Here is a 23,621-nt window from a genome sequence, read left to right as displayed (position 1 = left end):
AATATTCTCCGTCATAGAATCAGGTCACATGACGGTCTATCCAGGCGTCAAGCGGCGCTAGAGCTTCGAGGATTTCTGTCACGAAATCCACTGCCTTCGGTCCGAATATGCGTTCATCGAAACCGATGTTTTCGCCAGTTCTCGCCACAAGTCCCTTCCGTCGAAGCAATTGTGCCGCAAGACCGCCTGCATCATAACCCTTGGGGAGGCGTTTCAGTTCCTCTTCGCCTAGAAGACAGCCGATTCCGGAGGCGCTTTCAAGCGCAGAAATCAGCTCCGCCCGAGCGGCCGCTTCAAGAACCGAGCGTCGATAATTCTCCAGGCCTTTTGCATCAAAAGACCAATGTCCAGACCCATATCCAAAATGATCATGGGCGAGCACCAGATGGATGCCCGCCGACCTGTTCGGATGATCGCCGGTCCAGAACACCATGTGAATTCTCGGATTATATGGCGTCTTATCCTTCGAGAACCGGGTGTCGCGATGGATGCGCCGCAGCGACTGATTGATCTTGGGCGTCGCCTTGTGCTGCGGCGTCAACCGTTCGGCGACAGGCGCCATGGTTTCAATGAGATTGAGCGCTGGTTCGACAATCAAAGTCTCGTAGTCCTGTCGATGCGCTTCGAACCATTCCTTGTTGTTGTTCTTGTCGAGATCGGACAAAAACGTGACCGTTTTTCTGGAAAATCCCTCAAACATGGACGAACTCCTATTTCGGCGGCAACGAGCCCACAAAACGGGCTGTGAAATCAATCCACTGTTCCAGACCTGCGTCTATCGCAGCGTCCGCATCAACCCAGATCAACCCTCCCATTTTTCGTCCGGTGAAGTCCATCGGCCTAGCGCCGGGGCGCGCCAAGGCATCCTCTTCAAGTTCCTTTCCAACGCGAAACATGAAGCTGTCATGGTTGGCGACGCCGGCGAACATGTTGCCGTTTAAAAGAAAGCATACGCCGCCGAACATTTTCCTTTCCGAAATTCCTTGCCGCGCGGACAGGGCCTCACGCAGGAGTTCGGCGAGATGGGGATCGTGAGCCATTGCCTTTGTCTCTCCATTTGCAAACGGCCGGCCCGGTGGAACCGGACCGGCTATCGTCAGCCTTGCATGCTTTCATAGGTAATCATGGCGATAGAAGCCCCGAAAGGATCTCTGATCTTGGCCATTCTGCCGACGCCGGGATAGTCCGTCGGCGCTTCGACGCCGTCTGCCCCCTTGTCCAGGGCCGACTGATACCGTGCGTCGACGTCGTCGACGGTGATATAGATTGTCCACTCCCCGTTTTCGGCAGGCTGTGGCATGAAGCCGCCAATCGGCGCCTCCCCAACCATGATGCCTGGATAGGCCGCGCCGTTCTGCATCGGCATGTCCGCAACACTCCAGCCGAGGACAGTCTCGTAGAATTTTCGGGCGGCTGCGGGGTCGCTTCCGGAATGCTGTATCCAGCTTGCCGCGCCGTGGGTCTGCATTGGATTGCTCATTTCATCCTCCTTGATTTCGGGTTAGCAATCACAAGAAGGACGCGCGACGATCAGACTATCCGACATTTGGCGCATTTTTTATTTTGTTTTCTTCGCAAGACCGGATCCGATCGCGAATGTGCTCTGCCTGCTGCCCGGTGGGTCCGAGTTGCAAAGCCCGTTTATAGGCGGCCAGGGCGGCGCCGAATTGTTCGGTCTCGACGAACAGCGACGCCAGCGTCGTGTGGTAGTAGATGTAGTTCGACAGACTGTCCGCGACCGGCTCGAGATGTCGCAGCGCCGCTTCCGGCGACAACGCTTTGGACATGGCTACTGCGCGGTTGAGCGAAACGACCGGCGACGGCTGCAACTGTTCCAGGGCGGCGTAGAGCTGTTCTATCTCACGCCAATCCGTTTCGGCCGAGGCAGGCGCGGCGCAGTGAACGGCGGCGATCGCCGCCTGAACCTGATAGGCGCCGGGGCGACCGTGTCGCAAAGCTTTTTCAAGCAAGGCGCGACCCTCGGAAATCGCCGACGGCTCCCACTTGCCGCGATCCTGATCCTCAAGCGCAATCAGTTTTCCGTCTTCGCCGATGCGGGCGCGTCGACGCGAATGCTGCAACAGGCAGAGCGCCAGCAGCCCCATGACCTCGGTCTGCGCCGGAAACAGCATCAACAGAAGACGCGCAAGCCGGATCGCTTCCTCGCACAACTCCTCGCGAATATGAATGTCGCCGCCGCTCGCCGTATATCCTTCGTTGAAAAGCAGATAGATCATCAGGCTGACCGCGTTGAGCCGCCTCGCTCGCTCTTGCAGCGTCGGCGTTTCCAGCCGTGTCGCCACCAACGCTGCTTTCTTCTTCGCTCGTGTAATGCGCTGCTCCATCGTCTTCGGCTGGACAACGAACGCGCGCGCAATCTTGTCGACCGGAAATCCGGCGATCACTTTTAGCGCAAGCGCAAGCTGATCGTGCAGCGGAAGATCCGGCTGACAACACATGAACATCAGCCTCAGCACATCGTCGCGCAATTCGTCCTGATCGAGTTGGAGCAAAAGCTCATCTTCCGGGTTCGGCGGCTCTTCGACAGACGCGACGGTCTCCAGCAACCCGGCCCGGCGGCGGCTCTTGCGAATGCCGTCGATGGCGCTTCGTCGGGCCACGACGATCAGCCACGCTGTCGGATCGCGCGCCACGCCATCATCAGTCCAGGTCCTGATGGCCTTTTCGCACGCATCCTGAAAGGCGTCTTCGGCCAGATCGACGCTGTTGAAATGCCGCACGAGCGCCGCGACGACGCGCGGACGGGCGTTGGCCAGGATCGCTTCCAGGCCTGCCGAGGTCACAAGGGCCTCATCAGGCATCGGCGGCAGGCTGCGCCAATGTTCCCCCTCCCCAGCCTACCGGCCTGATTTCATAGGCGGAAATCTCCAGCGGCAGCTTTTTCACCTTCTCTATCGCCTCGTCCATGGAGTTGCATTCGACGATATAAAGGCCAAGCAATTGTTCCTTCGTTTCCGCGAACGGCCCATCCAGCACCAGAACCGAGTCTCCCTTCTGTCGGACCGTCATCGCCGTCGTCGTGTCCATCAGCCGCGCGACGCTGCCCAGCGTCCCCTGTTCGCCAAGTTCGCGTTGTAGTTCGCGGTGCTTTTCCATGGCGCGTTCCTGCTCGTTTTCCGGCAGGCGATCAAACACGCCTTCGATACCGTAGATGAGAATGGCATATTGCATCGATATACTCCCGGTGAATTCAAGATCGTGGCAAGGACGCATCCAGATGGCCCGATCCTACACTCAAAGATCGTATTTTCAGGAACAGGGGAGCCAACAATCCCATTTTCGTCAAACGACGGGTATAAATGGAAATTGGGCTAACAGTTCGCGAAACGCAACCATACCGGGCTTTTCGGCGTTTCTGTTGCAAGATTCGAGAACCCAACCGAGGATAAGATATGCGAGCCATTCTACTCGCTGGCCTCCTGACGATAATGGTTTTGCCAGCGCAGGCGATAAACCGCTACAACGTCAACACAATGCAATGCCGGGACGTGCAGACGATTGTCCAGCAGCAGGGCGCCGCCATTCTGCGCTATCCATCGAAGAGGGTTCAGGGCATGACCCTTTACGATCGGTACGTCGCCAATAGCGGCTGGTGCGAGCCTGGCGAGTGGGCGAAACCCGGATGGGTTCCGACCGCTGATCGGGCCAAATGTCCGGTCCGCCACTGCGAAGACATCGACTACTGGGATGACGGACCCTTTCGGAGATTCTGATTTGCGGTGATCGCACTGCACATGCCCATGCAATCCTTGCATCCGTGTCTGATTTGCAGGTAATGCCTCTGCGTGACCAGCAAGACGGAGTCGGCAATGAACTCGGACGCAAACGCCGTTCCCAACGGTGAACTTACCCTTCGAACGCTCGCCATGCCGGGCGACGCCAATGCGGCGGGCGACATTTTCGGCGGCTGGGTGATGGCGCAGATGGACCTTGCCTGCGGCATCCGGGCGGCGGAACTTGCCGGCGGACGCGTCGTCACCGCGGCCGTCAACGAAATGATCTTCGAGAAGCCGATGCACGTGGGCGACACCCTTTGTGTCTATATAGAAATCGAAAAAGTAGGGCGGACATCGATGACGCTGCACGTCGAAGCCTGGGCCCAACGCTACCTGAAACCGCATCGCGAACGCGTCATCGCTGGAAGGTTCGTCATGGTGGCGCTGGACGACAGCGGCAAGCCCCGCCCGGTGGATATTCTTAGCGCGTAGTCGGCGCCTCCTGACAGCCTTGTGTCAGGAGGCGACAAATTCGGCGGCTCGAGTTCTTCGTTGCCCTTTCCATTTGACGGCGACGACGCCATATTCGAACCATGGCCAGCAGATCCTCCAAACAGAAAACCGACGGCTTCGAAGAAGCGCCGCAACAGCCGCTTGAGGGAACGCCCCTCGGCGGCTCTGTCGGCGACTGGGCGAAGGAAATCACCGAGAAATCCCGCAAGGAGAAATCCGGCGGCAGGAAGCAGTCCAGCAAGAATGTCGCCGCCGGCAGAACCGCGCGCGGCACGTCTATTGGCGGCAGTCACGATCCAAAGACGCGAGCGGCCGCCGGCCTCAACCCCGTGGCCGGCATGGATATGAGTCTTGAAGACGCCCAGAAGCTGGACCTGAAGGGCAGCGGCGGCGGAACCGGCGTTACCGCCACAGTCGAAGCACTGTCCAAACTCATCGAATCCGGCAATCCACTGTTCAAGGACGGCAAGGCCTGGGTTCCTCATCGGCCGGAACGCCCGGAGAAATCCGAAGGCGGCATCGCTATTCGCATGGAGACCGAATTCAAGCCGAGCGGCGACCAGCCGACGGCGATCGCTGATCTGGTGTCAGGGCTCAGGGAAGACGACCGGACGCAAGTCCTGCTCGGCGTGACCGGATCGGGCAAGACCTTCACCATGGCCAAGGTGATCGAGGAAACGCAGCGGCCGGCGCTGATTCTCGCGCCCAACAAGACCCTTGCGGCCCAGCTCTACGGAGAGTTCAAGAATTTCTTTCCCGACAACGCCGTCGAATATTTCGTTTCCTATTACGACTACTATCAGCCCGAGGCCTATGTGCCTCGCTCCGACACATATATCGAAAAGGAATCGTCGATCAACGAACAGATCGACCGGATGCGGCACTCGGCGACCCGCTCACTGATGGAGCGCGACGACGCCATCATCGTCGCCTCTGTTTCCTGCATATACGGCATCGGTTCGGTCGAAACCTATACGGCGATGACGTTCCAGATGCAGATCGGCGACCGGATCAACCAGCGCCAGTTGCTGGCCGACCTCGTCGCCCAGCAGTACAAGCGCTCTGACGTGAATTTCGTGCGCGGCTCCTTCCGGGTCCGGGGCGACACGATCGAAATTTTCCCGGCCCACCTCGAAGATCGCGCCTGGCGCATTTCGCTGTTCGGCGACGAAATCGATACGATCACGGAATTCGACCCGCTGACCGGCCACAAGACCGACGAACTGAAATCGGTGAAAATCTATGCCAACTCACACTACGTAACGCCGCGACCAACGCTGAACCAGGCGATAAAATCCATCAAGCAGGAACTGACCGGTCGCCTCGCGGAACTGGAATCGGCGGGACGGCTTCTCGAAGCCCAGAGACTGGAACAGCGTACGCGGTTCGATCTGGAAATGCTGGAAGCGACGGGATCCTGCCAGAGCATCGAGAACTATTCGCGCTATCTGACTGGCAGAAAGCCGGGCGAACCGCCGCCGACGCTATTCGAATACATTCCGGACAATGCGCTGATCTTCATCGATGAAAGCCACGTCACCGTACCGCAGATTGGCGGCATGTATCGCGGCGACTTCCGGCGCAAGGCGACGCTTGCCGAATACGGATTCCGCCTGCCGTCCTGCATGGATAATCGACCGCTTCGCTTCGAGGAATGGGACGCCATGCGTCCGCAGACGATTTCGGTCTCGGCGACGCCAGGCAACTGGGAGATGGAACAATCCGGCGGTGTCTTCGCCGAACAGATTATCCGGCCGACCGGCCTGATCGACCCCATGGTCGAGGTGCGGCCTGCGAAGAACCAGGTCGATGACGTGCTGGACGAAATCAATCAGCAGACGAAGAAAGGCTATCGCACTCTCGTCACCGTGCTGACGAAGCGAATGGCCGAGGACCTGACTGAATATCTGCATGAACAGGGCGTGCGGATCCGCTACATGCATTCCGACATCGACACCCTCGAACGCATCGAGATCATTCGGGGCCTGAGGCTCGGCAGCTTCGATGTGCTGGTCGGCATCAACCTGCTGCGTGAGGGACTGGACATTCCCGAATGCGGTCTGGTCGCGATCCTCGACGCAGACAAGGAAGGATTCCTGCGTTCGGAGACATCGCTGGTGCAAACGATCGGCCGCGCGGCGCGAAATGTCGACGGCAAGGTCATCCTGTACGCCGACACGATCACGGGGTCGATGGAGCGTGCGATCGGGGAAACGGATCGCCGTCGCGAAAAACAGCAAGCCTGGAACGAGGAGCACGGCATCACGCCGGAAAGCGTCAAGGCGCGGATTTCCGACATTCTCGACAGCGTCTATGAAAAGGATCACGTGACCGCCAATATCGGCCACGTCAGCGAAGCCGGCGCAATGGTCGGCAACAATCTCAAAGCCCATCTCGAAGCGCTGGAAAAGAAGATGCGGGACGCTGCAGCCGATCTGGACTTTGAGGAAGCCGCGCGGCTTCGCGACGAAATCAAGCGCTTGCGCGAAACCGAACTCGCGGTCATGGACGATCCCCTCGCCCGGTTGGAAAGCGAAATGCAAGCCAGCCCTCGTGCGAGAAAGAAGCGCGGCCCCCTGCCCGCATCGGAAAGAGGCGGTGGGTATTTCAAGAAACCGTCGCTCGACGATATGGGTCCCGGAACGGATATGGCCCGACCGGTCGGATCGGGGAAACGTCCCAAGAAACGGTGAAGTCTATCAGGCTTTCACGGCCTTGAGATGGATTTCCAACTCGAGGATAGCGGGGCCCGAGCCTTCATGGGCGTCTTCTGACATCGGTTTCAATTCAATCTCGTTGCCGCCGGTCAGGCTGACAGGAACATCGTTTTCTCCCAGCGCCTCGCTATCGATGACGCCGGTATATCGCCCGGAAAGGTCACCAACATCGACTTCGCGGTCGCCGGCGAACACGGTCCAAAGCAGGGCATTCTGCAGGTCCGTCACGGCTCGGCCAGCCTGACTTGAAACAAATCCCTCATAGTGAGTGATCGGACCGGATTCAGGTCTGTAGTCGCAGATGACCGGCAACCAATCCTCATCCGGCCCTTCACGGCTGCCATCATAGCTGCAGGTCAGGGATCCGACCTGTCTGTTTGCAGAATTATCCTGGCCGTGGGCTGCTGTCGCCGTCAGCGCCGCCAATAGAGCAAGACCTGTCGCACAGGACAGGTATTTTGAAGACATAATCATGGATTTTCCTCTTCCTTGAACCCGTCGGGCGCATCAGCCTGACGGGCCTTCGCCAAGGCCACGCGTCGTCAGTGAGGCGGCCGGCCCCTCAAGGCGTTCGCCAACAAAGCGATGGCGAAAAGCACCAGGAACACGACGAACAGCACCTGCGCCACATTGGCCGAGATTGCGGCAACGCCGCCGAAACCAAGCAAGCCAGCGATGAGCGCGACAACAAGAAACGTGATTGCCCAACCAAGCATGGTGTGATTCTCCCATTCAATTGATCAGCATGTAAACGCACGCTGCGCGCGGGTAGTTCCCACAGTTCGAATGGACATGGTGGCGAACAGATCAGCGATCGGCGCGTTTGCAAGCGATCGAATTTGGAAAAGGACGGATCATGAAACAGGCAACGTTGGGTATCGTCGTAGCGGCAGCATTTATCATAGCCTTCGTTGCAGGAACGCAGATCGACTGGAGGCAGGACGGACCGGCGGAAGAGCTGGGCGAAGCAATTGACAACGCGACCCAGTAATATCGGTCATAGGTCCACCCGGATCATTCGTGAAAATATTAATGACAACCGGGAAGTGGTCCCTCTTGTCAGACCGACGGCAACCAGCAACGCGCCAAGCGTGCGTCTCCGACCGGAATAAGCGGTGGCGTTTCCAACGAACATTTCTCGATCACGCATGGACATCTCGGATGAAAGTGGCATCCGGTCGGCGGCGACAACGGCGACGGTATTTCGCCGCTGATCGGCTCGTACGACCGGCGTCCGGAACCGATGCGCGGGATCTCCTGAAACAGGGCTTGCGTATAGGGATGGGCTGGCCGTGCAAAAAGGTCGGCTGTCGAAGCACGCTCCACAATACGGCCGAGATACATCACAACGACTTCGTCGCAGATGTGGCGTACGACGCCGAGATCATGACTGATGAAGAGCAACGTCAATTTACGTCGCTCTTTCAGTTCCAGCAGCAGGTTGATGATCTGGGCCTGGATCAGCACGTCCAGCGCGGCGACGGGTTCGTCGCAAATCAGAAATTCAGGCGACACGGACAAGGCGCGCGCAATCCCGATTCGCTGCCGCTGTCCGCCGGAAAATTGATGCGGCAGGCGGTTCAGCACATCAGGAGGCAGCCCCACTTCCCGCAGCAATTCCGCGGCGAATTCCTGCCTGTCCCGTCTGCGTATCAGACCATGATACACCGCAGCTTCGGTAACGATATCGACGACTTTCTGCCGGGGATTGAGCGAAGCCATCGGGTTCTGGAAAACCATCTGCACCCGCAGCATGTCTCTGGCCGACATACGGGCATGACCAGCGTCCATACGTACGCCGTCGACAATGACCTCGCCATGTGTGGCGGAGAGCAATCCAGCCGCCATTCGTCCGAGCGTTGACTTTCCGCAACCGCTCTCCCCGACGAGACCCAGCGCCGTACCCCTGGGAATTTCGAGAGACACGTCCGACACCGCCTGTACTACACGGTCGGAATAGTTCATTCCGGCGCGCGATAGCAGCGCCTCGACCGGACTCATCTTCTGTACGAAGCTTCTCGAGGCATTGTATATCTCGACATGGGGCGCGGCGGCCTGAACCGCTTTGTTGTCTGCTGTCCTGTCAATCTCGCCGAGCATCTCAGTCTCCACCCAGTTTGAAGAGACACCGAACGAAATGCTCGGGACCGACCTGATCAGAGGTCAACTCGCTCTTGCATTCCTCTCGCGCCCCGCTGCAACGCGGCCGGAACGAGCAACCCTGTGGCAGATCGAGTGGAGACGGCTGGGTCCCCGGCACCTGGCGCAGGCGGTGGCCAGGCTCTGCATCGCCCGGGATGCTGTCCAGGAGTCCCCTCGTATAGGGATGGCGCGGATTGCCAAGCACATCCTCCACCGGTCCGGTTTCCACGATGCGGCCGGCGTACATGACGGCGACCCGGTCGCACAATCCCGCGACGACGCTCAGATCATGGGTGACCCAGATCAGCGAGACATCGCTATCGCGAACGAGGTTTTGCATCATGTAGAGGATCTGCGCCTGGATGGTCACATCGAGCGCGGTCGTCGGCTCATCCGCAATGACCACAGCCGGCTTGTTGATGAGCGACATGGCGATGCAGACCCGCTGGCGCATGCCGCCGGAGAGTTCATGCGGGTAACTCGAAAGCCGCTCGCGAGCGGCCGGAATGCCGACCTGGACAAGCGCCGCCTCGGCCTCGTCCAGCGCCGCCGTGTAGGAAACCTTGCGATGGGCGTTGATCACCTCGAAAAATTGTCGGCCGATCGACAGCACCGGATTGAGCGTCGTCATCGGATCCTGAAAGATCATCGAAATCGCGTTACCGCGCAGCTTGCGCTTTTCAGCGTCTGCCAATGTCGTCAGTTCGCGACCTTCAAGGCGGATGGACCCGGCGGCGATTCGCCCCGGCGGCTCGATCAGCCCCAGAACGGACAGTCCCGTAACTGATTTTCCGGAGCCGGATTCGCCGACAATGCCGAGTATCTCCCCACGTTTCAGGATAAAGCTGACATCATTGACGGATCGGACCATACCGGCGCGCAGGTCAAAAACCGTGCTCAGCCGCTCGACTTCCAGAACCGGCTGTGGAGGCGGCATCGCGTTCATCGTCTCATCCCCGGATTGAGAAGCTCTCGCAGTCTGTCGCCGACCAGATTGATCGACAGAATCGTGATCAACAGCGCGACGCCCGGAAAGATCGAAATCCAGTAGGACCCGCTAAGCAGATACTGGTAGCCATTGGCGATCAACAGTCCGAGCGACGGCTGCGTTTCAGGCAAGCCGATGCCCAGAAAACTCAGCGTCGCCTCCAATGTGATCGCATGGGCCACCTGAACCGTCAGCACCACGAGCAGCGGCGCGAAGCAGTTTGGAAGCAAGTGGCGCGACACGATCCGGAAATGACCGAGGCGCTGGCCGCGCGCGGCCTCGATATATTCGCGCTCGCGCTCCACCAGAGCCGACGCCCGCACGGTGCGCGCATAGTAGGCCCATTGCACGGCGATAAGCGCAATCATCGTCTTTTCAGCGCCCCTCCCCAGAATTGCAAGCAGGATTAGCGCGATCAGGATGGCCGGAAAGCTCATCTGAAGATCGACAATGCGCATGATGATGTTCTCGGTCCTGCCGCCGGTGTATGCCGCGAAAAGACCGACAAACATTCCGATCATCAGCGCAAACAGCGAACTCAGCACGCCGACGCTCAGCGAAATCCTCAATCCGTACATGATGGCGCTCAGCAGATCGCGTCCAACACCGTCAGTGCCCAGCCAATGGGTGTAGCCGTTATAGCTTTCGGAACCGGGCGGCAGGCGCGAATCCAGAATTGAAAGACTTGCCAGATCATAAGGGTTTTGCGGCGCAATCCATGGCGCGAATATCGCAATCAGGAGAAGCAGGACGAGTATGCCGCCGCCGGCGACCGCGATGGGACTGTGCGCGTATTCCAGCAGGAAATTGCGCAGCCTCTCTGACCTGTCACCGAGCACCCGCATGGGGCCGGTGAATTTTGGAGATGCGCCGGAATTCAGACCAAGGTCGCTCATCGATTGCTGCTCCCCAGCCTGACCCGCGGATCGAGACCCGCATAAAGCAGGTCAACGAGCAGGTTAATGATGACGAACATCACGACGATGACCATCAGGTAGGCGACGATAACCGGACGATCGAGATGGTTGATGGATTCGATGATCAGCTTGCCCATGCCAGGCCAGTTGAAGATCGATTCCGTGACGACGGCGAAGGCGACCACCGATCCGAATTCGATGCCGATTACCGTAACGATGGGGATCATGATGTTCTTGAGAATATGCCGCCAGAGCAACCGCGCCTTCTTGATCCCCATGGCGTTTGCGAAGCGGATGTAGTCCTGATTGACCACTTCCATGACGCCGGCGCGGGTCAATCGGATAAAGAGCGCAATCTTGAACAGTGCAAGATTGAACGCCGGCAAGATGATGTGCCTGAGACCGTCGAGCGTGAAGATGCTCCACTCCACGCCAAGAAACCGGACCGTGTCGCCGCGTCCATACACAGGAAGCCAGCCAAGCCACACGCCGAAAACGAGGATCAGGATCAGGCCGACCCAGAAGGTCGGAAGCGAGAATCCCAGGATCGATCCCGCCATGATCATGCGAGAATACCAGCGCTTGTCGTTCAAACCGCTGACGAGGCCAAGCGGGATACCGAGCAGGATGGCGAGAGCCGTCGCCGTCAGAGCCAGTTCGAGCGTCGCCGGCAGACGCTGGAGAATGAGCTGAATTGCCGGAATGTTGAAGACGAAGGATGTTCCAAGATCCCCGTGCAGCGCAGATTTGACGAAAAACAGATACTGCATCCACAACGGCTTATCGAGGCCGAGAGACTGCCTGACCGCCTCTCTGGTCTGCTGGTCGGCGTCCGGATTGATAAGGATCTCGACCGGATCGCCGATGGCGTAAACGCCCACGAACACGATGAGCGACATTGCGAGCACCACCGCGGCGCCCTGGAAAACACGCTGTATGATGAAGGCGATCATTGAACGGACCTCACCGGAAGCGTCAGCAAGGACGGCTGATCGGCCGTCGAATGGAGCTTTATTTCAGCAATCCGGCGCTGCTGTGGAATGCCCTGAGGCCCGCCCGTCTGCGGATTGATGTCGAAATTGGGGAAGTTGCTTGCTGCGATATCGACGCGGATGCGGTGCCCCCTTCTGAAAAGGTTGGCGCAGGGCGTGCCGATGACGCGCGCGGATACGACCTGACCGGGTGTCATCATGACCGCCGCATCAAAACCATCCCGATAACGAAGACGCAAAATGCCGTCGGAGAGGTTCAGCGAAGGACCGTTCGGATAGCAGTCGATCAGTTTCATGGTGACGTCCACATCCGGACAATCCGCAGAAATCTGCACATCAACGATTGGCGCGCCCGCGATGGCCACATCCTCCTCGAGAGGCGCGCTCATGAAAATCAGAACGTCGTCTCGCTGACAGCGGTTTGTTTCTGCGTCATCAACGATGGGAAAGACAGCGTTCTGGTCCCACATGCCCCCCGACATGACAGGCTCGCCCGAATTTATGGCGCCGCCAAGCGTCGGAACGGGTCTGTCGGGATTGCTGATCCATCGCGCCGGTTCGGCGGTTACCCGGTCGGCATGCAAGCGCCCTTCCGAAAGCTGCAGCGTTACTGCGCGACAATCGTCCGGAGGCCATGACGCAGCCTCGCGCCACCGCCCACCATGCTCTATCAAACCGTTCGCTTCGAAGTCGCCGTCGCCCATCTCGAAATAGGTGACGCCCATCGGCAGCGCCCGCCCGTCGCACACTGCCTGCAACCATTCAAGACGCAGATCGAGCAAAGAGCCGCCCAGACCTTCTTCCGGAATGGATCGTCGACCGAAATCTACGCCACCGCCAACACTCGTGAATCTGACGCCATGATCCCACGGCCCGATTACGAGACGTTTCGGCGCAGCCGGCATCGCCTGGAAATTCTCGATCACCGAAACTGAAGACGTGTCGAACCAGCTTGTTACAAAGAAAGACGGCGTGCGGCTCTGCGCCAGCTTCGTCTTGTCGGTCGACAAACCGGGCGCGCGCCAGAAATCAGAATCTTCGCCTGCCTGCCAGAACGCGGCGAGATTGTCGCGATGCTCAACCGCGCTTTCCAGAGGTGAATGGCCTGCAATCCAGGGACTGTCCAGAAGCCATTGTTCAAGATCCTGCGCGCGCAGCGTATCGGCGGTTATGATATCGCCCGATGCGACCATGTCGCGGATCGCCTGCGCATGCGCCCACGTCGCCTGTTTCATCGCGAGTGCGCCGCCTTGCCGGATGCCGCTTTGATAGGCGTCGGAAAATCCGCCGCAATCGGGTACTATCGCGTCCGGCTCCTCGTCCTCGTAACCCACCAGCGACATTTGGCATGCAGCGCCATAGGAGAAACCGGTCATCGCCACGAACCCGTCGCACCAGGCCTGACGCCGCAACCAGCCAATCGTGTCCGCTCCGTCATTTGGCTCCTGCAGATATTTTGAGAAACGCCCCTCGGAATCGCCGCAACCACGGCAGTCTTGAACCGCATAAATGAAACCCGCCTCTACGAAACGTTCCGCGATCCGATCCCTCGACAGCGATTTTTCCATCCCGGCGTATCGCTCTGACTGGTCGGTTCGACGCCGGCCATAGGGCGTACGTTCGAGCACGACGGGTCGGCGTTCGTTCGTCGGTCCGTAGACATCCGCGATCAACAACGTCCCGTCACGCATCGGCGTGGAAAAGACGCAGCACGGAGCTGCGTCTTTCATTTCTTCTATCGTTCCGCCGTGAACGGTCATCGCTGCCTGGAAAGTCCATAGGCCAGCGTCATCTGGTCCTGCCGCGGCTCGTACTCGAAGCCATCCTTCGACGCCCAGACATTCATCTGGTAGTGCATCGGGATGATCGCGAAATCACGGAAAGCCACCCCGGCCGCCTCCGCCGAGAGGCGAGCAGCCTCATCGACGTCGAAGGTCGACATGGATTCGATCGTCAATCTGTCGACTTCCGGATTGGAATAGCGACCGCGATTGGACGGGCCATATCCCTTCTCCTTGTCGTAGGTCATCAGAACGCCGCGCAGACCATGCCAGGCAGTGCCCTGAGCCGACCCCCATGCGAGGAAGAAAATCGAAAACTCACGGTTGCTGCCACGCGGGAAGAAGACGTTGGCCGGCATCGTCTCGACTTCGGTGGCGACGCCAATGCGTTCGAACATCTGCGCCAAGGCCTGAACGATCTGGGCGTCGGCGACATAGCGGTTATTCGGCCCGTGAAGGGTAATCTTGAAGCCGTCTTCATAACCGGCATCCTTCAACAAGGCCTTGGCCTTTTCCGGATCGTAGGCGCCCGGTTCGATATCCGGATTGAAACCGGTCATGGTCGGCCCCGCCAGCTGGCCCGCCGGCTGCGCCAGACCGTTCATCAGACGATCGATGATCGCCTGGCGATTTATTGCAAGCGAAAGCGCTTCGCGAACCTTCGGATCAAGCAACGGGTTTTTTATTTCCGAGCCGTCCTTGGCCGTGATAAATGGCGAGACTTCGCGATCGGTGTCCATGTGCAGATAGGCGGTGTAGACGTCCGGCGTCTTCCAGATCTCCAGACCGTCGTCTTTTTCCAGCGTCTCGTAGCTCTCGGGCGGAACTGAATCGATCAGATCGACATCGCCCGACAGAAGCGCCGCGACGCGGCTGGCGTCGTTAGGCATGGCGACGATTTCGATGTTTTCGAATTCAGACGGCCCCGCCCAATATTCATCATTTCGGACCAGCTGGAGCGTTCCGCCCGGCTGCCAGGACACGAACTTGAACGGCCCCGTGCCTATGGTCGCCTTGCCGTCATTGTAGTCCGCCGTTGTTGCCCCCTCGCCGGCGTGTTTCGAGATGATTGGCACTTCGGCGAGATCAAAGAGAATCTGTGGCGAAGGGTTACGCGTCGTGATGTGAATCGTGTGGTCGTCGACCGCCTTGGCCTCCGAAATCTGAGAAAGAAACTGGCCAAAAGGCGCAGGGCTGTTTGGAACGTTTGGAGCTCGCTCGAAAGTAAACAGCACGTCCTCGGAGGTGAACGGCTCGCCGTCGTGCCACGTCACGCCTTCGCGGAGCTTCAACTCCCAGACGCCATCGCCGATATGCTCCCAGGATCTCGCGAGCGCCGGCGTCAGCTGCAGATCCTTGTCGCGCATGATAAGCGTGTCAAAGATATTCGTGACCGCTGCCTTGCTGGTCGCCACATAGGAAAAGTGCGGATCTACCGAAGCCGCTTCCGTGCGCACCCCAATGACCACGTCTTCGGCGACCGAAACCGCCGGCAACAGACTGGCGGTGATGACGGCCAGACCTGCGGCCGCCACGATTGACTTCATTTTCATGATGTTCCTCCCTTTCAATATCAAATCAAGTGAATGCTATTCGTCCTCGACAAGCGTTTCCGCGCCTGCCGCCTCGAACCTTTTCTTACCGGCGCGCACATGCGCCTCGCCAAGTTCGCGGGCCTTTTCCGCGTCTCCCTCAATGATCGCGTCCAGGATCGCCCGGTGCTCCCGGTTTGACTGCGCCATATCCGGATGGCTCCGCAAAGAGACCTGCCGGTAGAGATGCATCTCGTTGACGAGTGAATCGATCATCGTCCTGAGCCGCGAACTGCCGGCCATATCGACTAGGCACTCGTGGAACTTCAGATTGAGCGTGTAGTACTTGTCCGCCTTGTTGCTGTCGGCCGCCTTTTCCATGCGTTCGTGGAGATCATTTAGCGGCCCCGCGTCGCCCCCGGCCTTGAGCGCCGCCAGATAGCAGGCCTGACCGGTCAACACTGCGCGCAGGTCGTAGATCTCCAGCAATTCCGCGCGGCTGATCTTGCGCACGAAAGCGCCCCGAAAGGCGATGAACTCCACCAGCCCCCTGCTGGTCAATAACATCGAGGCTTCCCGCACGGGACCGCGACTCACGCCAAGTTCCTTGGCGAGAACGGCTTCATTGATCCGCTCCCCAGCCGCAAGTTCGCCGCTCAGGATCAGCTTTTCCATCTTGTCTGCGACCAGTTCCGAAAGCGTGCTGCTTTGTCGAAGGGCCAGGAGATCGATGTCGGACATCAGTCAGAATTCCTCGTATTCGTCTTGCATATCGTCAAATAATGATCCAAGATTGTCAACAATTTAATATTTGAAGACACAGACACCTGTGCGCAATCGAGAGGAAACGAGGTAGTGACAATCGAGAAAAAACAGGATTTTCAGTCATTTGACACCAATGTCACGCAACAGGCTGTTAACTTTTCGCTCTCCACCGGATTCGCCGATGTTCCGACTGAAGCTCTCGAAATTGCGAAAAGGTGCATGCTCGACACGGTCGGCCTTTACGTTGCGGGATTAAGTGACGAAGCCACCCGCATCGTTGTCTCGATGGCTGCTTCCGACGGCGGGCGCGAAGACGCCTTTCTGCTGGGAGCCGGACAGAGAAAGATCCCTGCTCAGGTTGCGGCGCGCGCTTTCGGCATATCCGCCCATGCGCACGATTTTGACGACACTCAGGTAAGCCATGACCCAAACCATGTTTACGGATTGCTGACGCACCCGACGACCGCGCCCCTCTCCTCAGCACTTTCCGTTTCGCAGATGTTGGGGCATGTGGACGGCGATCGGTTTCTCGCGGCCTTCAACATTGGTTTCGAGGTTTCCTGCAAAGTCTCGGAATGGCTGAAACCCGAGCATTATCTGCGCGGACATCATTCCTCAGGCACCGTGGCGACCTTCGGCGCGGCGACAGCGGCCGCCTGGCTTCTGGAACTTAACGAAACGGAGATGCGGCACGCGCTTGGCCTTGCCGCAAGCATGGCCGCGGGTGTGAGATGCAGCTTCGGCACGATGGCCAAACCATGGCATGTCGGACGCGCATCGGAAAACGGAGTCGTGGCCGCATTGATGGCGAAGCGCGGTTTCACCGCCGATCCTGACGCTCTGGACGGCAAATGGGGTTTCGCAGCTGTGCTCGCCAACGGCTTCTCGCTTGAAAAGCTGGATCAGGGGATGGGACGGACCTGGTCGATCCTCGATCCCGGCGTCAGCATCAAGCCCTACCCCAGCGGGATCCTCACCCACCAGGCCATGGACATGGTTCGCAAGCTTGTCATTGACAATGGCGTCGCGCCCGAAAACGTCGACAGGATCGAATTCTTCGCCGGCGACAACATCCTGAATCCGATCCGCTACGCCGTCGCCAAAAACGGCCTCCAGGCGAAATTTTCGATGGCTGCGTTGATTTCAATGCTGGTTCTGCACCGAAGCGCCGGCCTCCCGGAATTCGAAGACGATGTCGTCTGCGCGCCAGCTTTCCAGGATATGCAAAAGCGGATATCGACTGCGGTCGATCCGCAAATCAACGCCAAGGGCTTTGATCTGATCCGTTCGCGGGTCGTGTTCCATCTGAAGGACGGTGGACGCCTTGAAGCCGAGGCCGACACGCGCTATCGCGGCGGACCGCTACTCCCAATGAGCGACGCCGATCTCGAAGAAAAATTTCGCGCGTGTTGCGCAGCTCTCGATGTCGAGACCCAGGACCGGTTGATTGCTTCTGTGCGCGCCATCGGCCAGCCGGACGGTCCTCGCCGGCTCGCTGAAACGCTCACGGAAATCCCGGCGGTCGTCTGACGTCAGGTCTGGGCGCCGAGTTCCTCTTCCTCGACGTCGATGGACAGTTCCTGTTCTGCTTCCCCAGTTGACTGACGGGTAAATCCGTCGAGTTCTCCGTGCTCTTCGAAGTCCCGCTTGATTTGGACCGGGCTCGACACGTAGGCCGTCACCAGTTCGGCGAGCGATCTCAACGCATGCAGATGGATGCGCTCGTAACCATGCGAGGCATCGATGCCGAATGTTATGAGCGAGGTGCGCACGTCCGCTCCCGCCTCGATGGCGCTGGCTGAATCAGATCGGTAATATTTGAATATATCCTTCTGATAACGAATATCATTCTTCTGACAGAGATCGGCCATCTTCTTGGTCAAGTGGTAGTCGAACGGTCCGGTCTGATCCGCCATGGCGATCGTGACGCCGAATTCGTCGGAGTTCTGGCCAGGCGCGGTCGTGCCGTTGTCGATGGCGATCATCGAAGCGACGTTGGGCGACACGATAGAGGCTGCGCCGACACCGACCTCCTCTGCGATGGAAAACAGGAAGTGTATGTCGACGGGCGTTTTGAGGTTCCGGTCCTGCATGGCCTTGAGAGACGCAAGCATGACCGCCACGCCGGCTTTGTTGTCGAGGTGTCGTGAAACGATGTAGCCATTGTCGAGAAATTCCGGCTGCGGATCGATCGCTACAATGTCTCCGACCTCTACGCCGAGGCGATCCAGATGCTCCTCGTTGCGAGACAAGGCGTCGATGCGCATCTCGACGTTCTCCCACGCCACCGGCAGCGTGTCGATTTCTTCGTTGAATGTGTGTCCCGACGCCTTGATGGGCAGGATCGTGCCGCGATAGCCGCCCTTGGAACTGAACACGGTCGCGCGCGCGCCTTCGGCGAAGCGCGACGACCAGTGCCCGATCGGCACCAGCGAAACCCGGCCGTTGCTCTTGAGAAACTTGACCTGGGCGCCGAGTGTGTCGAGATGGGATACGATCGCGCGGGCGCCTTCCGGCCGATTGCCTCGACGAACAGCCTTGATCGCGCCTCTGCGCGTCAACTCCACCTGAAGCCCGAGTTCGATCAGCTGCTTCGAGACGAACCGGACGATGTTGTCCGTGTATCCGGTGGGGCTTGGAATATGCAGAAGCTTATCCAACATGTCCGCCAGATACTCACTGTCGATATTCAGGCGTGGCATTTCTCCTCCGTAATGTTTCTTTGCGAATTCGTGTTGTGAAATCCGGGATAGCGTGGAGCGCCATTCTTGCAAATTGCTCGGAGACTGTCAGCCCCGGCCGCCCCGGAAGACTCAGTCGTCTTCTCCGGGCGCCCGGATGGCGGCCATTTCGAGCATGTATTTCTCGGCTTCCACCATATGGACATACATGATCTCGCGCGCCTTGTCGGCATATCCCGCATTGATGGCCCGCAAAAGCCTGATTTGATAATGCAGACCGGTCTCGCGAAGTTCCGAATTGGGTTCCCGGTAGATCTCGCGGCACACCGTCATGTCCCTCAGAAGGCTCACCAGGAAACGGCACATGAAACCGAGCAGCGTGTTGTCGCAATGGCTTGCGAGTTCGGCATGAAAATCCAGTTCGGCGAGGCGCTGGTTGTATTCCTCTTCCGCCGTTATAGGCTCTTTCTCGTAAAGGCGAATGGTGTTTTGAAGCGCCGCCATTGCTTGCTCCGAAAGATTGCCTGCCACCGACGCAGCCAGTTCCGGTTCAAGTTTCTTGCGAATGGAGTAGATGTCCGCAATCGTGGGCGCCTTGAACAAAAACAGATTGTCCAGCATCTGGATCGCGTCGACCGGGCGAACCTCGCATATGAAGACGCCGCCGCCTGGACCGGTCTTGCTGGTGATCAAGCCCTGATACTCGAGCACCTTGAGCGCTTCGCGAACTGTTCCACGCGAGACGCCGAGTGTTTGCGGCATGAGCCAATCCGCTGGTATCCGGTCGCCGGGACGCATATGGGCGCCAATGATTCTCTCGCGGATCATATCGGCCACGAGATCCGGCCGCTTTCGCTTTCGGACAACCGGGTCGCCCCCGGTTCTTGATACGACGGCGTCCTTGAGTTCAGCCATCAGCATATCGCCCGTGCGGATGATGGCAGGCGGCAAAATGCCTGCTATCAACTGGCGAGGGCTCCAGCGGTGGATCGCTCTGAAGACAAAGATTGCTTCTTCGGGGACATCGCGCGTGAAAGGCGCAACCGGGCGGCGGATTATACGGATCGGGCAACTCGGTTTCGGCGTCCTCGACTGCGGTGGGTTTACGACCCGGAGCCGGCGCTGATTCCAGCAGAAGGTGCGTGTAGGGGTGACGCGCCGCCGAAAACACCGAGCGGGCCGGCCCGACTTCGGCGAGCTTGCCGAAATAGAGAACCGCCACACGGTCGCTGACGCTCTCCACCACCGACAGATCATGGCTGATGAACAGGTAGGTCAGGTTGAAGCGTTGTTTGAGGTCATCAAGAATATTGAGAACCTGCGCCTGCACGGAAACGTCCAGCGCGGAAACCGGCTCGTCGAGCACAATCAATTCCGGGTCGGCCGCGAGCGCTCGCGCAATGCCGATGCGCTGCGCCTGACCGCCTGAAAACTCGTGCGGGTAGCGCTCCAGAAATTCCGGAGCAAGATTGACCGCCTGCATGAGCTCTTCCAGCCGCGCCTGGCGCGCGGGCTTGTCCATGCCGAGCAGGTGGACGAGAGGCGCTTCCAGAATGGCGCGAATCGTCTTGCGCGGATTGAGCGAGGCAAGCGGATCCTGAAAAACATACTGGATCTTGCGCGCCAATTGTCTTCCATCCGCGCGCGCCATGGCGGAGATATCGTGCCCGTCATAAGTCATCGCGCCGCCAGTCGGCTGATCAAGTCCCACCAGCATGCGGGCGAGCGTGGACTTGCCGCAACCGGATTCCCCGACAATACCCAGCGTTTCGCCTCTCTGCACCTCGATGCTCACGCCTCTGAGGGCATGCACGGCCGGCAGCGGATTGCCGAACAGGGTTCGTCCGCCGCCGAATATCCGTTCGGCCGCCTCGATCTTCAGAAGCGCTTCGCTCACGCCGCAGCCTCCCTTGCCGAAAGTGGATGAATGCATCGCACGGCGCGCCCGTCGGACAGGTCCGTCATTGCGATCTCCGTTTTGCGGCAATCATCAGTGGCCTTGTGACAGCGCGGCGCAAAGGCGCAGCCATCCGGCAACCTGTTGACGACCGGAGGGCGACCGGAAATCGCTCCGAGGCGCCGCTCGGGTTCGCCGAGCACAGGCACGCACTCAATCAGCTTCGCCGTATAGGGGTGCGCAGGTTGATTCAGGATCTCCTCCGTCGCGCCGGTTTCGACCACCTTGCCCGCATACATGACGGCGACCCGGTCGCAAATCGCCGAGACCACGCCGAAATCATGTGTGATGAACAATATCCCGGTGTCGTTGTCCTTCCGCAGTCGGTCGAGCAGAGACAGGATTTGGGCCTGGACTGTGACATCAAGCGCCGTCGTCGGTTCGTCCGCGATAATGACGTCCGCATCGTTGGCGAGCGCCATGGCGATGCAGACCCGCTGGCGCATGCCGCCCGACAGTTCATGAGGGTAGGCTTTCAGCCTTTCCGCCGGGTTGGGAATACGCACCATACGCAACAGGGCTTCCGCCTTCTTGCGCGCCTGCGAGCCGGTCATTCGGCTATGCGCCTGTATCGCTTCGACGAGCTGATTGCCCACCGTGAAAAGCGGATGCAATGTCGAGAGCGGATCCTGGAATACATGTGAAACGGATAGCCCGCGCAACATGCGGATTCGTTCGTCCGAGGCCGCAAAGAGATCTTCACCGTTGAGCAACGCCACCCCACCGACAATCCGGCCGGGCGGAGTGGGCGCCAGTCCCATGATCGACATGGCCGAAACCGACTTTCCCGAACCCGATTCGCCGACCACTCCCAGACATTCGCCCTTGCCGACACTCAGATCGACGCCGCCCACGGCCTTGTATACCTCGCCGCCGATACGGAACTCTGTTTTCAAGTCCCGGACATCCAGAATTGCATCGCCGTGCGGCGCCAGATCACCGGGCATGACAGCGCGTTTGACCGCAGTCCTGGCGACAGGACGTGTCAGCGATCCCGATTTCAGACGCGGGTCGAGGACGTCGCGCACGCCGTCGCCCAGAAGATTGATGCTCATGACAAGCACGAAAATCATCATACCGGGAATGATCGAGACATGCGGGTTGGTGAACAGCACCTTGCGCCCCTGCCCGAGCATCGAGCCGAGATCGGCCTGCGGCGGTTGCGCCCCGAGCCCGAGGAAAGAGAGGCCCGCCGTTTCAAGGATCATCCAGCCGATCGTCGTCGACATGGTTATGATGATGACAGGCAGAACGTTCGGAAGCACTTCGCCGAACAGGATGCGCATATGCGACATGCCGGAAAGGCGCGCGGCGTCGACGAACTCGCGACGCGACAGACCGAGCGCCATGCCGCGGATATTGCGCGCGAAGAACGGAATGTTGACCACGGCAATGGCGTAGAGCGCGTTCAGAAGACCCGGCCCCAAAACAGCGACAATCGCCAAAGCCAGCAGGATGTACGGAAATGCCATGACCATATCGACGCCGCGCATCAAAATGGCGTCGGTGCGGCCGCCGGCATAGCCTGCGACGAGACCGACGAGCGAACCAAAGAACGCGGCGATAACGGTTGCCGACAGGCCGACAGCCAGCGACACCCGCGTGCCCCAGATCAGCCGAGACAGAAGATCGCGTCCGAGTTCATCGGTTCCAAGCAGATGCCCCTCTGAAAACGCTGGCAACAGACGGTTTGCCGGATCAGTGACGTCGGGATCGACAAGCGGCAGGATCGGCGCTGCCAACGCAATCAGCACGACGACTGCCAGAATCACGAGTCCGCCGGCGGCGAGCCGGTTGTTCATCAGCAGGCGAAAATTGCTCTGCCGGTTGCTCACAGAGCGCTTCAAGGCGGGTGAAACAGCAGCGGTTTCAGCCATCAGCGCAACCTCGGATCGATCATCGTCTGAACGACGTCGGCTGCAAGATTGAACAGAACATAGGCGGCCGCGACCACAAGAACGCCTCCCTGCACCAGCAGCAGATCGCGTGTGGAGATCGCCTTGACCAGCATCGAGCCAATTCCCGGCCACTGGAACACGGTTTCGATGTAAACAGCGCCGCCCAGCACGAAGCCGGCCTGGATGCCGATAACCGGAATGACGGAGACGAGCGCGGCCTTGAAGGCGTGCTTCATGATAACCTTGCGCTCGGGAAGCCCCTTGGCGCGGGCGGTGCGTATGAAATCCTGCCGGAGCACTTCCAGCATGGCGGTGCGCGTAAGCCGTGCGATCACGCCCGTAGCGACGACCGCAAGCGTAGAGGCCGGCAGGATCAGATGGCGCAGCAGATCCGGCAAGTCGCCGCCGCCGTAGATCGCCCACATGCCGCTCGCCGGCAGCCACTGCAGCTTGACGGCGAAGACCAGGATAAGCAGCAAACCGAGAAAGAAACTGGGCGTCGAGATGCCGACAAGCACGACAAGCGTCACGATCCTGTCCGTCCAGCCGAACTGCCGCACCGCCGATATGACGCCAGCCAGAAGCCCCAGAACGGAACACAGAACCAGCGCCGTTCCGGCGAGGATCAATGTCGCGGAGAAGCGTTCCAGGACCTCGTCGAGCACAGGACGATTGAGGGCGAAGGAGCGACCGAAATCGCCTTGGACAAGATTGCCGAGCCAAATGAAGTATTGCTGGACAAGCGGCTTGTCGAGGCCAAGGTCGCGGTTGAGCTTCTCCACATTTTCCGGAGTCGCATAGGTGCCGAGAATGGCGGTCGCCGGATCGCCCGGAATCATCGCCATGATGAAGAAGACGATGACCGTCAGTCCGAGAAGCACGGGAATCGCAGCCAGCAGTCGCTTGGCGATGTATGAGACCATGAATTCTCTTTCCTGATGACGGCCGGCTGGCGGCCGCCACGGGTTTCTTTCAACCGGCCCCGGCGCGACGGCGCCGGA

The 23,621-nt window shown here is 59.3% G+C and carries 23 protein-coding genes and 1 pseudogene; 5 read left to right on the top strand and 19 right to left on the bottom strand.

The genetic code is table 11. The features are described from left to right. Positions 1 to 19: 19 nt before the first annotated feature. From AAFN47_RS04775 to AAFN47_RS04755, 5 genes are read right to left on the bottom strand one after another with little or no spacing between them, the layout of a single operon-like run. The gene (locus AAFN47_RS04775) at positions 20 to 700 is read right to left on the bottom strand and encodes a DUF2461 domain-containing protein (RefSeq protein WP_499808074.1); all 681 of its coding nucleotides are present in this window, start codon (positions 698 to 700) and stop codon (positions 20 to 22) included. 10 nt (positions 701 to 710) lie between these two features. Then, positions 711 to 1,040 (bottom strand): TfoX/Sxy family protein, encoded by a 330-nt coding sequence (locus AAFN47_RS04770; RefSeq protein ID WP_499808073.1) that lies wholly within the window; start codon positions 1,038 to 1,040, stop codon positions 711 to 713. Between the two features lie 56 nt (positions 1,041 to 1,096). Continuing rightward, positions 1,097 to 1,480, bottom strand: coding sequence for a VOC family protein (locus AAFN47_RS04765; protein WP_499808072.1), 384 nt, complete (start codon positions 1,478 to 1,480; stop codon positions 1,097 to 1,099). A 55-nt stretch (positions 1,481 to 1,535) separates the two neighbouring features. Continuing rightward, on the bottom strand, positions 1,536 to 2,822 hold the full coding sequence (locus AAFN47_RS04760) for an RNA polymerase sigma factor (RefSeq protein WP_499808071.1): 1,287 nt from the start codon (positions 2,820 to 2,822) through the stop codon (positions 1,536 to 1,538). Continuing rightward, positions 2,815 to 3,192 (bottom strand): YciI family protein, encoded by a 378-nt coding sequence (locus tag AAFN47_RS04755; protein ID WP_499808070.1) that lies wholly within the window; start codon positions 3,190 to 3,192, stop codon positions 2,815 to 2,817. The genes AAFN47_RS04760 and AAFN47_RS04755 overlap by 8 nt, the downstream gene beginning before the upstream one ends. Positions 3,193 to 3,413: 221 nt before the next feature. Here AAFN47_RS04755 and AAFN47_RS04750 point away from each other — a divergent pair, with 221 nt between their 5' ends. From AAFN47_RS04750 to uvrB, 3 genes and pseudogenes are all read left to right on the top strand, one after another. Further along, positions 3,414 to 3,734, top strand: a complete 321-nt coding sequence (locus tag AAFN47_RS04750; RefSeq protein ID WP_499808069.1) for a hypothetical protein — start codon at positions 3,414 to 3,416, stop codon at positions 3,732 to 3,734. 96 nt (positions 3,735 to 3,830) lie between these two features. After that, a complete protein-coding gene (locus tag AAFN47_RS04745) occupies positions 3,831 to 4,229 on the top strand; it encodes an acyl-CoA thioesterase (protein WP_499808068.1) in 399 nt (132 codons plus the stop codon). A gap of 101 nt (positions 4,230 to 4,330) precedes the next feature. Further along, positions 4,331 to 6,788 (top strand): annotated as a pseudogene (gene uvrB / locus AAFN47_RS04740) (excinuclease ABC subunit UvrB); the annotation flags it as partial. A 161-nt stretch (positions 6,789 to 6,949) separates the two neighbouring features. On the opposite strand, the gene AAFN47_RS04735 reads toward uvrB, so the two are convergent. Then, positions 6,950 to 7,441 (bottom strand): DUF992 domain-containing protein, encoded by a 492-nt coding sequence (locus tag AAFN47_RS04735; protein ID WP_499808067.1) that lies wholly within the window; start codon positions 7,439 to 7,441, stop codon positions 6,950 to 6,952. A gap of 68 nt (positions 7,442 to 7,509) precedes the next feature. Beyond that, a complete protein-coding gene (locus tag AAFN47_RS04730) occupies positions 7,510 to 7,683 on the bottom strand; it encodes a DUF1328 domain-containing protein (protein WP_499808066.1) in 174 nt (57 codons plus the stop codon). 140 nt (positions 7,684 to 7,823) lie between these two features. Here AAFN47_RS04730 and AAFN47_RS04725 point away from each other — a divergent pair, with 140 nt between their 5' ends. Next, positions 7,824 to 7,958, top strand: a complete 135-nt coding sequence (locus AAFN47_RS04725; protein ID WP_499808065.1) for a hypothetical protein — start codon at positions 7,824 to 7,826, stop codon at positions 7,956 to 7,958. 68 nt (positions 7,959 to 8,026) lie between these two features. On the opposite strand, the gene AAFN47_RS04720 is transcribed toward AAFN47_RS04725, so the two are convergent. Genes AAFN47_RS04720 through AAFN47_RS04690 form a run of 7 tightly spaced genes read right to left on the bottom strand, consistent with a single transcriptional unit; the run spans position 8,027 to position 16,060 of the window. After that, positions 8,027 to 9,067, bottom strand: a complete 1,041-nt coding sequence (locus AAFN47_RS04720) for an ABC transporter ATP-binding protein (RefSeq protein ID WP_499808064.1) — start codon at positions 9,065 to 9,067, stop codon at positions 8,027 to 8,029. Between the two features lies 1 nt (position 9,068). Then, entirely contained in the window at positions 9,069 to 10,055 is a 987-nt protein-coding gene (locus tag AAFN47_RS04715; protein ID WP_499808063.1) for an ABC transporter ATP-binding protein, read from the bottom strand. Beyond that, a complete protein-coding gene (locus AAFN47_RS04710) occupies positions 10,052 to 10,942 on the bottom strand; it encodes an ABC transporter permease (RefSeq protein ID WP_499808368.1) in 891 nt (296 codons plus the stop codon). The genes AAFN47_RS04715 and AAFN47_RS04710 overlap by 4 nt, the downstream gene beginning before the upstream one ends. Positions 10,943 to 10,989: 47 nt before the next feature. After that, entirely contained in the window at positions 10,990 to 11,967 is a 978-nt protein-coding gene (locus AAFN47_RS04705; RefSeq protein ID WP_499808062.1) for an ABC transporter permease, read from the bottom strand. Then, on the bottom strand, positions 11,964 to 13,736 hold the full coding sequence (locus tag AAFN47_RS04700) for a CocE/NonD family hydrolase (RefSeq protein WP_499808061.1): 1,773 nt from the start codon (positions 13,734 to 13,736) through the stop codon (positions 11,964 to 11,966). Before AAFN47_RS04700 ends, AAFN47_RS04705 begins: the two co-directional genes overlap by 4 nt. Positions 13,737 to 13,762: 26 nt before the next feature. Beyond that, positions 13,763 to 15,340, bottom strand: coding sequence for an ABC transporter substrate-binding protein (locus AAFN47_RS04695; RefSeq protein WP_499808060.1), 1,578 nt, complete (start codon positions 15,338 to 15,340; stop codon positions 13,763 to 13,765). Positions 15,341 to 15,376: 36 nt separating this feature from the next. Next, positions 15,377 to 16,060: a GntR family transcriptional regulator gene (locus AAFN47_RS04690; protein ID WP_499808059.1), complete on the bottom strand. Its 684-nt coding sequence runs from the start codon at positions 16,058 to 16,060 to the stop codon at positions 15,377 to 15,379. Between the two features lie 114 nt (positions 16,061 to 16,174). Between AAFN47_RS04690 and AAFN47_RS04685 the strand changes: the two genes are divergently transcribed. Next, a complete protein-coding gene (locus AAFN47_RS04685; protein WP_499808058.1) occupies positions 16,175 to 17,614 on the top strand; it encodes an MmgE/PrpD family protein in 1,440 nt (479 codons plus the stop codon). 2 nt (positions 17,615 to 17,616) lie between these two features. Here AAFN47_RS04685 and AAFN47_RS04680 read toward each other — a convergent pair whose 3' ends face one another. The 5 genes from AAFN47_RS04680 to AAFN47_RS04660 all read right to left on the bottom strand — a co-directional run bounded on the left by AAFN47_RS04680 (position 17,617) and on the right by AAFN47_RS04660 (position 23,543). Further along, positions 17,617 to 18,786, bottom strand: a complete 1,170-nt coding sequence (locus tag AAFN47_RS04680; RefSeq protein ID WP_499808057.1) for an osmoprotectant NAGGN system M42 family peptidase — start codon at positions 18,784 to 18,786, stop codon at positions 17,617 to 17,619. A gap of 111 nt (positions 18,787 to 18,897) precedes the next feature. After that, entirely contained in the window at positions 18,898 to 19,680 is a 783-nt protein-coding gene (locus tag AAFN47_RS04675) for a FadR/GntR family transcriptional regulator (protein ID WP_499808056.1), read from the bottom strand. Continuing rightward, positions 19,673 to 20,662: an ABC transporter ATP-binding protein gene (locus AAFN47_RS04670; protein ID WP_499808055.1), complete on the bottom strand. Its 990-nt coding sequence runs from the start codon at positions 20,660 to 20,662 to the stop codon at positions 19,673 to 19,675. The genes AAFN47_RS04675 and AAFN47_RS04670 overlap by 8 nt, the downstream gene beginning before the upstream one ends. After that, entirely contained in the window at positions 20,659 to 22,599 is a 1,941-nt protein-coding gene (locus AAFN47_RS04665; protein ID WP_499808054.1) for a dipeptide/oligopeptide/nickel ABC transporter permease/ATP-binding protein, read from the bottom strand. Before AAFN47_RS04665 ends, AAFN47_RS04670 begins: the two co-directional genes overlap by 4 nt. Continuing rightward, the gene (locus tag AAFN47_RS04660) at positions 22,599 to 23,543 is read right to left on the bottom strand and encodes an ABC transporter permease (RefSeq protein ID WP_499808053.1); all 945 of its coding nucleotides are present in this window, start codon (positions 23,541 to 23,543) and stop codon (positions 22,599 to 22,601) included. Before AAFN47_RS04660 ends, AAFN47_RS04665 begins: the two co-directional genes overlap by 1 nt. Positions 23,544 to 23,621 lie beyond the last annotated feature (78 nt).

Origin of the sequence: Hoeflea sp. CAU 1731 (genome assembly GCF_039888615.1) — a bacterium.
Lineage (GTDB): Bacteria > Pseudomonadota > Alphaproteobacteria > Rhizobiales > Rhizobiaceae > Flavimaribacter.
This window is presented reverse-complemented; position numbering and strand designations above follow the sequence as displayed.